At 72.9% G+C, this 14539-nt stretch carries 13 protein-coding genes; 5 read left to right on the top strand and 8 right to left on the bottom strand.

Annotated elements, in window-relative coordinates:
- Window positions 1–47: 47 nt before the first annotated feature.
- The 3 genes from G6R24_RS10850 to G6R24_RS10840 form a co-directional block, all read right to left on the bottom strand.
- Window positions 48–1154: an OmpA family protein gene (locus G6R24_RS10850; RefSeq protein WP_163549130.1), complete on the bottom strand. Its 1107-nt coding sequence runs from the start codon at window positions 1152–1154 to the stop codon at window positions 48–50.
- Between the two features lie 346 nt (window positions 1155–1500).
- Window positions 1501–2481: a phosphatase PAP2 family protein gene (locus G6R24_RS10845; RefSeq protein ID WP_163549129.1), complete on the bottom strand. Its 981-nt coding sequence runs from the start codon at window positions 2479–2481 to the stop codon at window positions 1501–1503.
- A 390-nt stretch (window positions 2482–2871) separates the two neighbouring features.
- A complete protein-coding gene (locus G6R24_RS10840; RefSeq protein WP_420811339.1) occupies window positions 2872–4356 on the bottom strand; it encodes a L,D-transpeptidase in 1485 nt (494 codons plus the stop codon).
- An 852-nt stretch (window positions 4357–5208) separates the two neighbouring features.
- Between G6R24_RS10840 and pucL the strand changes: the two genes are divergently transcribed.
- Entirely contained in the window at window positions 5209–6111 is a 903-nt protein-coding gene (gene pucL, locus G6R24_RS10835) for a factor-independent urate hydroxylase (protein ID WP_163549127.1), read from the top strand.
- Window positions 6112–6231: 120 nt separating this feature from the next.
- Here the strand turns inward: pucL and G6R24_RS10830 are convergent, their stop codons facing one another.
- Both G6R24_RS10830 and G6R24_RS10825 read right to left on the bottom strand, forming a co-directional pair.
- Window positions 6232–7155, bottom strand: a complete 924-nt coding sequence (locus G6R24_RS10830) for an SAM hydrolase/SAM-dependent halogenase family protein (RefSeq protein WP_163549126.1) — start codon at window positions 7153–7155, stop codon at window positions 6232–6234.
- A 13-nt stretch (window positions 7156–7168) separates the two neighbouring features.
- Window positions 7169–7633 (bottom strand): DUF3099 domain-containing protein, encoded by a 465-nt coding sequence (locus G6R24_RS10825; protein ID WP_225438383.1) that lies wholly within the window; start codon window positions 7631–7633, stop codon window positions 7169–7171.
- A 291-nt stretch (window positions 7634–7924) separates the two neighbouring features.
- Here G6R24_RS10825 and G6R24_RS10820 point away from each other — a divergent pair, with 291 nt between their 5' ends.
- The 4 genes from G6R24_RS10820 (at window position 7925) to G6R24_RS10805 (ending at window position 12231) form a co-directional block, all read left to right on the top strand.
- Window positions 7925–9040, top strand: coding sequence for a glycosyltransferase family 4 protein (locus G6R24_RS10820; protein ID WP_217451571.1), 1116 nt, complete (start codon window positions 7925–7927; stop codon window positions 9038–9040).
- Between the two features lie 152 nt (window positions 9041–9192).
- A complete protein-coding gene (locus G6R24_RS10815) occupies window positions 9193–10392 on the top strand; it encodes a glycosyltransferase (RefSeq protein WP_163549125.1) in 1200 nt (399 codons plus the stop codon).
- A gap of 22 nt (window positions 10393–10414) precedes the next feature.
- The gene (locus tag G6R24_RS10810; RefSeq protein ID WP_163549124.1) at window positions 10415–11407 is read left to right on the top strand and encodes an SGNH/GDSL hydrolase family protein; all 993 of its coding nucleotides are present in this window, start codon (window positions 10415–10417) and stop codon (window positions 11405–11407) included.
- 29 nt (window positions 11408–11436) lie between these two features.
- Complete coding sequence (locus G6R24_RS10805) at window positions 11437–12231, top strand: hypothetical protein (RefSeq protein ID WP_175084510.1); 795 nt, start codon at window positions 11437–11439, stop codon at window positions 12229–12231.
- An 86-nt stretch (window positions 12232–12317) separates the two neighbouring features.
- On the opposite strand, the gene G6R24_RS10800 is transcribed toward G6R24_RS10805, so the two are convergent.
- From G6R24_RS10800 to G6R24_RS10790, 3 genes are all read right to left on the bottom strand, one after another.
- Window positions 12318–12833 (bottom strand): DUF3090 domain-containing protein, encoded by a 516-nt coding sequence (locus tag G6R24_RS10800; protein ID WP_163549123.1) that lies wholly within the window; start codon window positions 12831–12833, stop codon window positions 12318–12320.
- A 16-nt stretch (window positions 12834–12849) separates the two neighbouring features.
- The gene (locus tag G6R24_RS10795) at window positions 12850–14055 is read right to left on the bottom strand and encodes a ferrochelatase (RefSeq protein WP_276511371.1); all 1206 of its coding nucleotides are present in this window, start codon (window positions 14053–14055) and stop codon (window positions 12850–12852) included.
- A gap of 62 nt (window positions 14056–14117) precedes the next feature.
- Window positions 14118–14423, bottom strand: a complete 306-nt coding sequence (locus G6R24_RS10790) for a hypothetical protein (RefSeq protein ID WP_163549121.1) — start codon at window positions 14421–14423, stop codon at window positions 14118–14120.
- Window positions 14424–14539: the final 116 nt, after the last annotated feature.

The raw sequence follows: 14539 nt of genomic DNA, 5'->3' as shown, positions 1-14539 counted from the left end.
GCGGCAGTCACACCGGATCCGCGGCGCTGCTACCCGTTCGACCGGACTCAGGAGGTCGGTGCCGCCGCGATCTGGACCCGACGGTTCGCCGCCCGACCGGCCCGGGTGCCGTTGTCACCGACCGGTTCCAGCGCGCCGAAGCCCGCTGCCCTCAGTCGCTCGCGCGGCACACCCCGCCCGGCCAGGTAGTCGGCGACCGCCTCGGCCCGCTGCACCGACAGCGCCTGGTTGACGGTGGACGGCCCCGTGGCATCGGTGTGCCCGGCGACGAGGACCGTCAGATCACCCCCACGCAGCACGTCGGCGACCCGATCCAGCCGGACCCGCACCGCCGGGCTGAGCGTGGCACCGGACACCGGGAAGGTCACGCCCCCCTCCCCCAGCGCCGCCCGCACCGCACCGAGCACCTCCGTCGCGCCATCACCTGCCGCGCCACCGGACCCCACACCACCGTAGGACGGCTTCCCGGCGGGCGCCGGGATGGCCAGGTGGTTCTGCACTGTCACGCCGGGGACGCTGGCTCGTGCCGCGTCGAGGGAGGTCGCCTCGAGGCGACGCCCGGCCGCGGGGTCGGCCACCCGTCCGGTCAGCTCCACCGTGGACCCTCGCAGCGCCACCGCATGATCGCCGGAGACGCCCTGCACCGCCGCTGCCAGGGACGGCTCGCCGACCTTGGGATCAATGGTGATCCGCCCCCGCACCTCCGCCTTGCCGGCCTTACCGGCGGCATCGGCGACAGCGGCCAGCAGCGCGTCCCGGCTCTCCCGGTCCGCCACCGTCGCGGTGACCGTGAGGACCCCACCCGTCACGGCCAGCACCAGCGGCCGAGCCGGTTCGGTGGCGATCACCACGTCGGCCCCGAGTCGAGCCGAGGTCGTGCCGGACACGGCGGCCGACGCCCGCGCCTGCTCGGCCGCGGCCGCGTTCGGGAAACGCCCGGTCACCACCGCCTCCCGCCCCTCGATGCGCACCTGCGCGTGCACCCCACCGACCGCCCTGACCGCCGCACTCGCCCGAGCAGAAAGATCATCCTGGATGGGCCCGCGACGCAACGCGAACGCGATCAGAGCCAGCAGCAGCCATGCCAACAACAACGAGACGGCGAAGGCGATCGGTCGAGGACGGTTCATACGCGCGGCCAGAGACTGGGTCATCGAACGGACTCCGTGCGAGATCGGACCGCGTGGCGTCACACCACGCGAGGTCAGGCCATACGGGGCCAAGCAGTGCGGGATCGGGCCAGGCGAGCCGAGTTCGGATCAAGCCAGGCGGGATCAGGCACAACCATCGCACATCGCCCACGGCAGGGACACGGCGGGGCGAACAACCCGCCCGCCCGGGTTACCACCACTCACCCACGCATCCACCACCACGGCGCAACCCACTGCCGCGTCCGCCCGCCACGGACGTGCGGGGACGGACACGTAGGGACAACCCAACCGACACCACGCCCCACCCGCGGGCGAGTGGCTCCGACCGTCGGCGGGCGGCTGCTGACGGTCAGCGGACGGGGGCTCCATCGGGCTGCTTGGCGATGCTGGCCTCGGATTCGGCGTCCGAGCCCTCGCCCGACACCGCCGCAGCACCCGAGGTCGCCGTGCCCTTCGAGGTGGCCGTGCCATCGGACAGCACCGCGCCGTCCACCTGGGTCGTGCCGTCCGAGCCCTTGGCGGAGGTGACGGAATCCGCGCTGGACGCGGCGCTGGGCCCGCTGGAAGCGGCGGTGCGGCTGGCCCGGCGGCGGGCGAGGACGAGGACGAGGGCGAGGGCGACCAGGCCGGCGGAGAAGCCGAGGACGGCCCATCCGGCGGCGGCGTCCAACAGGTAGTGGTTCGCGGTGGACATCACGACGAAGACCGTGGCCGCGGGGTACAGGAGACCGAGGACACGGGTGATCCGGCGGCGGCCGTAGCGGAACAGGAGGAATCCGCACCACAGCGCCCAGGCGCAGTGCAGGGAGGGCAGGGCTGCGAACTGGTTGGTGATGCCTTCGAGGCCCTGCGGGGCGGCGCTGGCGGTGCCGGTCCACCAGCCCCAGGCCTCGAAGTGGGCCATGGTGTCGGTGAACGGCTCACCGGGGAGCAGCCGGGGGGGAGCGGTGGGAAACAGGAAGAAGCCGAGCAGGGAGATCAGGGTGGTGACGACCAGCGTCCAGCGGATCTGCGAGTAGTTTCCGATGTTGCGCCGGTGCGTCCAGATCAGCAGGCTCGGCGTGACGACGAAATGCAGCGTGCCGTAGTAGTAGCAGCACAGCACCGCCACCACCGGAACGCTCTGCACCCACCGGTTGAGCGACAGCTCGATGTCGATGTGCAGCCAGGTCTCGAGCCGCAGCAGGTCGTGCCCCAGCCGAATCGCGTCCGCCGCGGAGGCGTCGGCGAACGATCGCGTACCGGTGTACGAGTAGTACAACACGGCGAGCATCAGCACCTCTACCCACCAGACCGGCAGACCCGTGGTCTGGTTTCGCAAGCGCCTCACAGTGCACCTCTCGAACGTCGCCCTCGGTCCGCGTTCCGGGCGTGCACCGCCATGCCCGCCCGGCTCCCGCCGACCGTCACCACGCCCACGCCGGTCCTGCCGGCGCCCGGCGTATCCCGGGCGGTTCGTGGGCGCACAGTCGTCATGGTTCCACTCAACAGCATGGGCCGACCCAGGCTGTCACGGGCCGCCCCATGGGACGATCCGGGGGAAATTCGCCGACATGTGGAGTGTTCGTCACCGTTGCCAGGTGTGCGCGCGGGCGGCGGATCGGTGCGGCCGGCGCCCGATGCCAGCCCTGTCCGCCGTCCAGGACTCGGACGGCGGACAGGGCTGGTTCGGACCGGACGACGGAGGGACGGACCCGGACGGTGGGGCCGAACGCCCTGGTCAGGTGCCGCGTGCGGACAGGGCGCCGGGGCTTGGGGCGCTGCCCTGGACAGGTCCGCCGCCCCCGGCGGGTGCGGGGGCGGTCGCCGGAGCGGTCGCCGGGTTGGACGGGGGGGCAGCGGTCTCGGGCTGGTCGGAGACCGGGAGTGCGCTGCCTGCCTTCCAGGCGGCCCACGAGACCGACCAGTAGTTGCCCAGCTGGCTGGTGTCGGCGGGACGGCCGGTGTTGGAAATGTCGACAATGTCACCGAGGCGGCTGAGGTTGTAGAACCACTCGGCGTCGGCCGGTGAGGCGTTCACGCAACCGTGGGAGACGTTGTCACGTCCCTGGCTCGGGACCGACCAGGGCGCCGAATGCACGTACTGCCCGCCGCTGGTGTAGTTCACCGCCCACTGGACCTTCTCGTAGTAGTAGTCCGGGTCGCCCTTGGGGACGCCGACCGTCGCCGAGTCCATGATCACCTCGGCGGACTTGCCGAGGACGTTGTGCGGACCGTCCATCGACGGGGTACTCGGCTTGCCGAGGCTGACCGGGAAGCTGCGCAGCAGGGTGCCGTTGCGGTAGACGCGCATGGTGTGGGCGGCGGCGTCGATCTTGGAGATCTGCGCCGAGCCGATGACGAAGTCCATCGCGCGGTCCTTCACGCCGAAGCGGTCACCACCGACGTCCATACCGGCGAGGTTCGCCTCCACGTGCACCTGTGTGCCCGGGGTCCAGTACTGCTGCGGACGCCACACCACCAGCCGGCTGGTCACCCAGTGCCAGGCACCGAGCACCGGTGGGTCGGTGCGCACCGCCAGCCGCGACTGGATGGCGGCCCGGTCGGTCACCGCGGCGTTGAAGGTGAGACTGATCGGCGCGCCCACCCCGACGGTCTGCCCGGCGACCGGCTCCCAGGAGACCCGCATCGCCCGCTCCGGGGTGCCGGTCTCGAAGCTCGAGCGCACGGCGGTGGTGCCGGTGATGCCGGTGGCCGCGGTGGTGCTGGCGGCCACGTCGTAGCGGGACGCGGCGAACAGCCCCTGGTTGGAGGTCCAGGTCCTGCGGTCGGCGGAGAAGTCGCCGAGCACGACACCCGCGTCGGTCTTCTCCGTGGTGCTGGCCTGCCGGTTCACGCTGACCTGTGCGAGCGGGGCGTTGGCCCGCACCACGACGTGATCGCCGACGGCGACCCCGTCGACACCATCGCCCGGGGTGACCGTGACGCTGGCCGCCGGCGGCGGTGGCGCGGCGACCCCGGCCGGCGTGGACGAGCCGTTACCCGAGGAGCAGGCGGCCAGCCCCAACGCCGCGACCAGTCCGAACGCGGCCCCGAACCGGCGCCCCGCCCGCCGGCCGGGACGGCTCAGTGCCACGGTCACGGCCTTCGAGCCGGACGGGACACCGGGAACGCCCGAGCGAACGGCGGCGGTCAGTTCGGATGCGGTGGCCATGCCGGACGCGGGCGCCTCACACGCGGCCGCCCGCCGGCGCCCCGGGAGCACCCACCCTCCCCGGGACGCACGTGAGGGCTTCATTACCGAGCGAGACATTCAACGCCCTCTTCCAAAGAACACGGCCGGCGCCACTGCCGGACGGAAACCTTGCTTTGAACCGTACCCAGGGGTCGCCGCCCCGTCCCGTCGATCACGAAACGCTGTGCGTCATCTCCACGACAATTACTCGCCGTAGGGCGAATAAATACGGAGGGTAGCCCCCTCCGGGTATTCCCCATAAGCCCCTCCCCCTTCACCCGTTCCGACGCACGGCGGTCGAACGAAGTTGCCCGGGGATACATCAATTCTTGGACTGCCCGAATGCAGCGACCCACACACATCCCACGCCATGGGTGACACAACCCACCACCATCAGGCGACGTCACGCGCAACTGTCACACGATCACCCGATGTCCGTTTCGATACCCACCGGCCCAGCTCGGGACCGCTGTCGGCGCGGCGGGATTCCCACCGGGAAACTGCGCGCCGGATGACCATCCGGTCCGCACCGGGCCACCCCGCGCACCACGCGTGAGATCCACCATCCGGTGGACGTTCCGCCGACGACCGGTCGAGGGTGCCGCGGCGGGGTGATGCGGAGATGGGGGACGGCCGCCCCCGGCCCTTCTCGCCGGACCGGCCGGACGGGCCCGTCTGAGGTAGTCCGGCCGGGGCTGCCTGTCCAGGACCGCCGACCGAAGGCGGATGACGCGGATGACGCGGCGGAAACAGTGCGGCAACGACGGCGCGGGGCGGCGGTCGGGACGGCCCCGGTCGCGCCGGGGATGAGGGCCGGCGGCACGCTCGGTGGACGGGCCGGGGTACGGCGCCGTGTGACCGGGGCGAGATGAGGGAGACCAGATGGCGATCGTGCTCGGACCGAACCAGTTCGGAAAGGCGGAGGTACGCCTCGTACGGATCGACCGTTCCCGTACGGTGCACCACATCACCGACCTGAACGTCTCGACCGCCCTCCGCGGCGATTTTGACGATGCGCACCTGCTCGGCGACAATTCCCACATCCTCACGACCGACGCTCAGAAGAACACGGTGTACGCGTTCGCCCGGGAGTACGGGACAGGGCAGATCGAGGATTTCGCCCTACGCCTGGGGCGGCATTTCGTCGGTTCCTTCCCCTGGATCCACGGGGCGCGCGTCGAGATCGAGCAGTTCGCCTGGGAACGCATTGTCGTGGACGGCTCCCCGCACGACCACGCATTCAGCCAGCCGGGCGGCGAGCGGCGGACCACGGTGGTCACCGTCGACGGACCGTCGGTCAGCGTCGTTTCCGGACTCGCCGGGCTGGTCGTGCTGAAGTCCACCGGTTCGGAGTTCCACGGATTTCCGCGTGACCGGTACACCACACTCACCGAGACAACAGACCGCATTCTGGCCACCGAGGTAACCGCCCAGTGGCGTTATGTGACAACCGATCTGGACTTCGGGCCGCTTTTCGGCCGGGTCCGCGACGCGTTGGTGACCACCTTCGCCCAGGTGCACAGTCTCGCCCTGCAGCAGACCCTCTACCGGATGGGTGAGGCGGCCCTCACCGCCGTCGAGCAGGTGGCCGAGATTCGCATCTCGATGCCGAACAAGCACCATTTCCTGGTGGACCTGTCCCCGTTTGGCCTGGACAACCCGGACATCGTCTATCAGGTGCCGGACCGGCCGTACGGTCTGATCGAGGCCACCGTCCTGCGCGACGACGCCCCCACCGCCTCCGACCGGCCGCAGGCCCGGCCGGACACCACGTCCGCACCGTGACGCGGCGTCGTCGACGGCTGGGAACCCACGCCAGCTCCGTGCGACGCCGTGCGACTCCGGCGAGGCCCAGGGGGTCCTGGGTGGGCCCTCGACGGCCTCTCGCGGATCGCGAGAGGCGACCTAAAGGTCCGGGGGGCCCAGCGGACGCAGCGCGAGGCGGTCGCCGGGCACCAGTGCCAGCCGGCTGGCCGCGTCGCCGTCCCGGACGGCGATCGCCACCATCGCGGCGGCATCCACGTACACCAGCACCTCACCCGACGGGACGGACCCGAAGGTCGTCCCCACCGCGACCAGGCGTCCGGCCTCGGACAGGCGCTGACCGGAGGTGGACGGCGCGGGGCCGGTCGGCGGGGTACGTCCGGCCGGCAGCCGCCGTAGCAGCGCACGGGCGCCGGGGACGAGACCCGCCTCCGCGAGGCAGCCGCCCTCGGCGGCGAGCTGGACGTTGCCGAACCCGTCGACCAGCACGACCTCCGCGTCGAGCCCACCCGCCGACCCCAGCCGCGCGTACGCGGACGGGAGGCGCACCAGGGTCGCGGGGTCACATGGCTCACCGAGGTCGGGCAGGGCGCGCCCGCCCAGCAGCGCGGCGACGGCCGGGGCGAAGACGTCCCGGCCATGGAAGGTCGCGGGAACGTCGGGCGCCACCGACAGTACCACCGCCGCGACGATGCCCCCGAGCCGGTCGGCCGCCGCGATCAGCAGCCCGTTGTCCGGCCCGACGAGCCACCCGTGCGCCGCCCGCAGCGCCAGTGCCCGGCGCGCCGTGCCCACCCCGGGGTCGACGACGGCGAGATGCACCGCCGCCGGTGGCAGCGCCGGCACCGTCTGCGCCAGCACGGTCGCGGCCCGCCGCACGTCCCCGGCCGGTACGAGATGGGTGATGTCGAGGATCCTCGCCGTCGGGACCGCCCGAAGGATCACACCGTGGCAGGCGGCCACGAATCCGTCGGCCAGTCCGTAGTCGGTGGTGAAACTGACAATCCCACCGGCGGCGCCCCCGGCGCTGGCAGGTCCCCTGTCGGGGCTGGCGTCGTCGCTCATGCCATGCCCTCGCTCACACCATGCCCTGGTGGACTCCCGCGTCGCCCGTCGTATCCGGCCCGGCGGCCCGGGAACCATCCTCGGTCTGGCCCGTGGCCTGGGTGCCGCCGGTGGACGGGCCGGTATGGACCCAGCCGGCCTCGTCCACCCAGCCGTCGCTGTCGACGACCTGATGGGCGGACGCCTCGATCGCCGCCGGGGCCTCCTGCGCCGCCCGCACCGGGTCGTAGGTCACCGGCGTGCCACGTTCCGGCGCCGGGCCACCGTTGGCGACCACCACCGCGACCCAGGGCAGGATCACCGCGACGCCGACCAGCAGGTAACGCAGCCAGCCGTGGAACACCAGCACGGCGAGCAGGAAGCACACCACCCGAAAGCCCATCGACGCCAGATACCGCAGCTCACGACGGTGGATCTCCCACTGTCGTGACTGCCCGGCGGACGTGATGAGCACCGACCGCTCCTGCCTGAACCTCACCCGCGCACCTCGCCGCCTTCTCCCCGCCCGCCGTCGCCGCCGCTGTCACCACCGGCGCCGCTGGCAGGCCCCGCTGTGACAGCACCCGACGGGACGCCCCACCGCAACCCGAGCCCGGACCCGGCGGTCACGTCCCGTCCCAATATCCTCTCTGTCGCCCGCACAGGAGAACCATGCCCAGGTGGAACACGCCACGCCCATCGGCGGGGGGCACCAAGCTGTGCCGGAACGTTCATGTGGCGGTCGGCTGTGCGTCCGCGGAACAGCGTCAGGCACTGTCACGGTGCTCGTGTGCGCGTAGCCGTGATCACCGAGTCGTTTCTCCCGCACGTCGACGGGGTGACGAACACGGTGTGCCGAGTCCTGGAACATCTGCGTGACCACGGGCATGAGGCGATGGTGATCGCACCGGCTCCAGCGCCGGCGCGGCGGCGCACCGCGGCCCGGTCGCACGCGGACGCGCCGGTGGTGTGGGCACCGTCGGCACCGTTGCCGGGCTACCCGGCGTTCCGGTTCGCGTTGCCGTGGCCGGCGATGTCGGCGGCGCTACGCGAGTTCGAACCGGACGTCGTCCACGTCGCGGCGCCCGCGGGGCTGGGCGCGCAGGCGGTGCTCGCCGCGCGTCGGCTCGGGGTGCCCAGTGTCGCCGTCTACCAGACCGATATCGCGGCGTTCGCCGCCCGCTACGGGCTTCGTGCCGCCGAACGCACGATCTGGCACTGGCTCGCCACGGTGCACCGGCACGCGGCGCGCACCCTGGCGCCGTCCTGGGACGCGGTGGACGCGCTGCTGCGCCAGGGGGTGCAGCGGGTGGCCCGGTGGAGCCGAGGGGTGGATCTGGAGCGGTTCGACCCGGGGCACCGCGACGAGCGGCTGCGCGCGGAGCTCGCGCCGCACGGGGAGCTGCTCGTCGGCTATGTCGGCCGGCTCGCCCGGGAGAAGCGGGTGGACCTGCTCGCCTCGGTCGCCGATCTGCCCGGTACCCGGCTGGTGGTCGTCGGCGAGGGGCCGTCCCGCCCGGCCCTGGAGCGGCAGCTGCCGCACGCGGCGTTCCTGGGATTTCGCAGCGGGAACGCGCTCTCGGCGGCAGTGGCGAGCCTGGACGTGTTCGTCCACACGGGCATGCACGAGACGTTCTGCCAGGCGGCGCAGGAGGCCAAGGCATCCGGTGTGCCGGTGGTCGCGCCCGCGGCCGGCGGCCTGTTGGACGTCGTCGAGCACGGCCGCACCGGCCTGCACTACACCCCGGGGAACCCGGCGGCGCTACGCGGCCAGGTGGCACTGCTCGCGGGTGATCCCGCGCGGCGCGCGGCGATGGCGCGGGCCGCGCAGGAGTCGGTGGCCGGCTGCGGGTGGAGCGCGATCGGGGACAAACTGCTCGGTCACTACCGCGACGTCCTGGGCTGAACGGGCGACACCGACGAGTGGACGGGCCAGGGGCGGCCGGGTCGGGAACCCGGACGGTTCCCCGGCGCGCAGGACGGAGCACGTGGGCCGCAGCGGATGGACGGGACCCGTCCGGACCGGGCCGGGCGTGCGAGGAGAAAGAGGTGGTCGGCGTGCGGATCGTGCAGGCGGCGAACTTCGTCGCACCGGCGTCCGGCGGTATCCGGACGACCCTGCGTCAGCTCGCGGCGGGTTACACCGCCGCCGGGCACGAGGTCATCCAGATCCTGCCCGGCGAGCGGGACAGCGTCGAGGAGCTCGCGCACGCGCGGGTGGTACGGGTGCGGGCGCCCCGGCTGGGCTCGACCGGCTACCGGGTGATCAGTCAGCCCTGGCGGGTGGCGGCGCTGCTGGAGGCCGAGGCACCCGACCGGCTGGAGGTGCACGACCGGGCGACGCTGGCCGGGCTCGGCCGGTGGGCGCGGCGCAACGGGGTGCGCTCGCTGGTGGTCAGCCACGAGCGGCTCGACCGGCTGCTCGGCACCTGGACTCCCCGGTCGCTGCGCGGCATGCTGCCGACCACCGCGACGGCGGACCGGGCGAACACCGCGCTGGCCGCGCACTTCGACGCGGTGGTGACGACGACGGCGTGGGCGGCCGCCGAGTTCGTCCGCATCCACGCGCCGAACCTGCGTCACATCCCGCTCGGCGTCGAACTGGACGCCTTCCACCCGGACCGTTGTGATCGGACGCTGCGCCGCGCGTTCGCCCGCGACCAGGAGGCGCTGCTGGTGGTCGCGAGCCGGCTCTCGCCGGAGAAGCGGGTCGATCTCGCCCTGGACGCGGTCGCCGAACTGGTCCGTCGGCGGGTGCCGGTGCGGCTGGTGATCGCCGGCGACGGATCGGCCCGGGCCCGCCTCGAACGCCACGCCGCGGGCCTGCCCGTGACGTTCCTCGGTTTCGTGGCCGACCGTTCCCGCCTGGCCGGCCTGCTGGCCAGCGCCGACGTGGCGCTGGCCCCCGGACCGGTGGAGACCTTCGGTCTGGCCGCCCTCGAGGCGCTGGCCAGCGGCACACCGATCGTGGCGCACCATGCCAGTGCCGTCGCCGAACTGGTGGCCCCCGGCGTCGGCCTGGTCGCCGCCGGCAGCGGCTTCACCTTCGCCGACGCCGTCCGCGACCTGCTCGCCGCCCCCGCCCCGCCGGCCCGCCGGAATGCCGCCCGTGCCCGCGCCGAGCAGTTCACCTGGGCCGCGACGATCGCCGGTTTCCTCGCCTGCCACGCCGGCACCCCCCACGCCACCGCTGCCGCCACCGGTGCCGCACCGCCACCCCCGACGCCCGCGCCACCCGCACCGCCGCTGGCGGCCTGAGGGCCCAGCGGTGGGCGTCAGGATGGCCACGGCACGGTTCGTCGCGCTGGGTGACAGCATCACCGTCGGCCTCGGGGACGGGGTGACCATGGGCCGCGAGCATCGCGGGACCGCGCCACCACGTGGTTTCGCCGCCCGGTTCGTCGACCTGCTCGGCCCGCCGGGCACGATCGACTACGCAAACCTGGCCACCACCGGTGCCACCGCCCGGGACGTGCGGCTGCGCCAGCTACCGGCCGCGCTCGAGTGCGCACCGCAGTTGGCGACCGTCGTCGCCGGCATGAACGACGTGCTCAAGCCCTCGTTCGACGCCCTGCGGCTACGCCAGGACCTGGTCTGGACGGTCAGCCGGCTGCGCGCCGAGGGGGCGACCGTGCTGACGGCGACGATGCCCGACCCGGGGCGGCTGCTGCGCCTGCCCGCTCCCCTGGCCCGGCTGCTCACCGAACGGGTCGACCGGCTCAACGCCGCGGTGTGGGCCACCGCCCGCCACGATCCCGGGGTGCTCGTCGTCGACCTCGGCCATCATCCGGCGGTGTGCCGGCGATCCACCTTCGACGTCGACCGGGTCCACCCCGGCCCGCACGGACATCAGCTCATCGCCGAGGCCTTCACCCACCGGCTCAGCCAGGCCGCGGCGCCGCCGGCCGCGGGCCCGTTCACGGTCGGGAGGCCACCTGCCGGGGTACCCCGCATCGAGGGGCACGGTGAAACGGGCCGATCCGCCCGCGCGCACGGCGCCGGTTCGACCCTCGGCGTCGGCCTCGCCGGAGCACCGGACGCGGCCCCGGCCGCTCCCGGCACGCTGCGGCACGGATTGTGGCTGGTGCAGGTCGGGATGCCGTGGCTGCTCGGGCGATGCCTGGCCGGCGGACGACGGCCATCGGACGACACGCCGCACGCCGCGGGGGCACCCGGACATCCATCGGTGAAACCGGCCGGTAATGGGCTGATCGGGCCGTGGGAGGCACTCCGGCACGAAAATCTGGCGCTCAGCCACCCTCGGCGCGCCTGAGCGGCCCACGATTGCCTACCGTAGTGCGTGTGCTTCCCGCCCTGTCAGCCTCGCCCCGGTCCGGCGTCCTCACCGGTTGGGGCAACGCGTGGCTTGCTGGGCTGGTCGGACTGGACGATGTGATCACCCAGGTACACTGCGCGTTCGGTGGTGAGGCGGCCCCGCACACCCTCGGCGACGAGCCGCTGGTACTCGGCCTCGGTGCGCTGCGCGCGGCCGGTGCCGAGCGGCTCCGGCTCGTCCTGCCCGCGCCGGGCGACGCCAGCGGCCTGCCCGGCCCCCCCGAGGTCAACCGGGACGCGATCACCGCTGGTGAGGCCATCCTCGTCCTCGGGCCGAACCCGCCGCTGCTGCTGGTGCCCGGGGTGGTCGTCCACGGGCCGGCGCTGGAGGGTCGGCTGGAGTCGGTGCACTGGCGGGTGCTGCGGGCCGCGCGGGTCCCCCCGTCGGGTGCGGGGCTGCGCGCCGCCGAACACGAACTGTCCGACGCGATCCGTTCGACGACGGCGGCGTTGCTGTCCCTGGACATCGCCAGCGCCCGCCCGGAGGTTCTCGCGCTGTTGCGTGACCGCGGCGAGGAGGAACCCGGCCCGGGTCTGGGCCCCGGCCATCCGCCGGCCGCCCACGCCCTGCTGGCCCGCGCGGAGCGGCTCTCCACGCTGCTCGATCTCGCCGCCCGCGACGACGGCGCCGCCGTCACCGCCAGCGAGATCGCCCACCGCACGGCGGCGCTGCGTTCGCTGTCCGCCGCCGTGCGCCGCGCCTACGAGGCGGCCTACGACGCGTTCGACCCCGCCTACCCGCCCGCCCGACGTCGCCGCTGAGCGCCCACGCCCGCTCGAGCCGCGCGGGCGTGGGCGCTCAGCGGCGACGGCTCAGCGGCGACGGCTCAGCGTTGACGCTCGCGGCGTCAGTTCAGTCGGGGGCAGAAGTGGCCACCGGGGTCGTCGGGGCGGCCGCAGAGCACACACGGCGGACGGCCGGCGGCGACGATCGTGCGGGCCCGTTCGATGAAGGCGCGGGCCTGACGAATCGACAGACCCACCCGAAGCGAGTCGAGTTCGTCCTCGTTGTCGGGCAGCCGCGGCTCCCCGCCGGACAGCCCGGCGGCTTCGACGAAGACACGCTGACCGTCCCAGGAGACGGTGAGCTGGCCGAGGTGGAAGTCCTCCTGGAACGGAGCGTCCAACGGGGCCAGGTCGATCTCGACGTCGGCGGCGGCGGGCAGGGAGATGCCCTGGGTCTGGCCGACCTGGCCGAGCAGCGTGTTCAGCCCCTCGGCGAGCGCCGTGACCTCGGTCTTCTCCAGGCCGACCGTGATGATCTGGCCGCGGCCGGCGGCCTGTAGGAAGAAGTTGCGGTCGCCGGGCTGCCCCACCGTTCCCACCACGAACCGCTCCGGGGATTCGAACACGAAACGCTGCATATCTCCGATCGCTCCGTTACCGTTGTCCCTGCCCTCGTCCGGTGCGCAGGGGCCGCGTGTCGCCGGCCGGCGTCGCCGGACTGGTTGCGTCGTCGCCGATCAGTATCACCGGTTCCGGCCGCCCACCAACCTGTTCACCCGCGCTCGCTCCCGGTCGGGTGCGCGACGCGGGCTGGCAGCATCCAGGCGGGCACACATCCGGCCAGGGGCCGAACGCGCTCAGTGAACGCTGTGGGGCGCGAGGATCCGCCCGCTCGGCCAGCAGTTCGCCCACCATCGCCACGAACCGTCGGTCGGTCCCCACCGTACTCGCCCTGGTCACGGCCAGACCATGGTCACGGGCCCGGCTGGTGGCGACCACATCCAGGTCGTGAATGACCTCCATGTGATCACTGACGAACCCGAGTGGCACCATCACCGCGCCCGCGGCGCCCTGCCCGGCGAGCTCGACCAGCCGGTCACCGACGTCCGGCTCGAGCCAGGGCACCGAGGGAGGACCGCTGCGGCTGCAGTAGACGATCTCGAACGGATGGCGGACACCCGTGCGCCGCTCGACACCCGCGACGACGAGTTCGGCGACCGTGCGCAGCTGCCGCGGATAGGCATGGCCGTGCGGGCCGCTGGCACGAGCCTGCGACAACGGCAGTGAATGCGCGGTGAACAGCAAAGGCGCGTCGGCCCGGGCCGGCTCCGGTAGCTGCGTGATCGCCGCGACGCTGTGGTCGACCATCGGCTCGACGAATCCCGGATGGTCGAAGAACAGCCGCAACGGCACCAGTTCCGGCACCGGCACATCCGCCGGCAGCGCCGCCAACGCCCCCGCGAGATCCTCACGGTACTGACGACATCCCGAATAGGACGGGAACGCCGACGTCACGAAACACGCGACCCGCCGCATCCCGGCCGCGGCCAGTTCGGCGACGGTGTCCGTCAGGTACGGCGCCCAGTTTCGGTTTCCCCAGTAGACGGGCAGGTCCGGCAACTGCTCGCGCAGCGCCGCGACGAGCGCCCGGTTCTGGTCGTTGAGCGGACTACGGCCGCCGAACATCCGATACTGCTCGGCGACGACAGCCAGACGTGCCTCGGGGACGTTACGCCCCGCCGTCACGTTCCGCAGAAACGGCCACACATCCGCCGGCCCCTCCGGCCCGCCGAAGGAGACCACCAACAACGCGTCGAACTCGCCGGCCGGCACCCGCCCATCCGGACGCCCCGCGCCCAGCACCGGACACCCAGTACCGACGGCGCTCCCGCGATCGGCGGTGGCCTCGCTCACCCGCGGGGTCATCGCGGCGCGCGATCGGCGATGTCGGCCAGGTAGGTGGGGAAGTACCGGCCGATCACGGACAGCTCGAACGACGACAGAATCGACCCCGCCGGTTCGCGGGCGAGCAGATACTCGAACGAGACCCGCACCAACGCCAACAAGGCCGGTTCATCATCGGCCGCGGTACCGGTCGCGGCGAGCACCGCGTCATCAGCCCGCACCCGATAACTGAAGGACAACCCGCTCACCCCGGGCGGGGTCTCCTCCGCGACCGTCACGTCGAAATCACGGCCGCCGCGCGGTTCCACCCGAATCACGCTCATCGGACCCACTTCCTCGTGGCTGCGCCGGGCCTGCACCCCCACGATATCGGCCCGGGCCGCGACGCACCCGTCCACAGATCCCGCGACGGCCCGGACGGGTGCCACACACCCGCCAC

Source organism: Candidatus Frankia nodulisporulans, from assembly GCF_902806475.1.
GTDB classification, from domain to species: domain Bacteria; phylum Actinomycetota; class Actinomycetes; order Frankiales; family Frankiaceae; genus Frankia; species Frankia umida.
The sequence above is the reverse complement of the archived record's forward strand: the minus strand, read 5'-3'. Positions and strand labels throughout refer to the sequence as shown.

Bases quoted from the DNA above. Each gene is read 5' to 3' on its own strand.
- G6R24_RS10850 (WP_163549130.1), bottom strand. From the start codon at position 1,154: ATGACCCAGTCTCTGGCCGCGCGTATGAACCGTCCTCGACCGATCGCC.
- pucL (WP_163549127.1), top strand. From the start codon at position 5,209: ATGGCGATCGTGCTCGGACCGAACCAGTTCGGAAAGGCGGAGGTACGC.
- G6R24_RS10830 (WP_163549126.1), bottom strand. From the start codon at position 7,155: ATGAGCGACGACGCCAGCCCCGACAGGGGACCTGCCAGCGCCGGGGGC.
- G6R24_RS10810 (WP_163549124.1), top strand. From the start codon at position 10,415: ATGGCCACGGCACGGTTCGTCGCGCTGGGTGACAGCATCACCGTCGGC.
- G6R24_RS10800 (WP_163549123.1), bottom strand. From the start codon at position 12,833: ATGCAGCGTTTCGTGTTCGAATCCCCGGAGCGGTTCGTGGTGGGAACG.
- G6R24_RS10790 (WP_163549121.1), bottom strand. From the start codon at position 14,423: ATGAGCGTGATTCGGGTGGAACCGCGCGGCGGCCGTGATTTCGACGTG.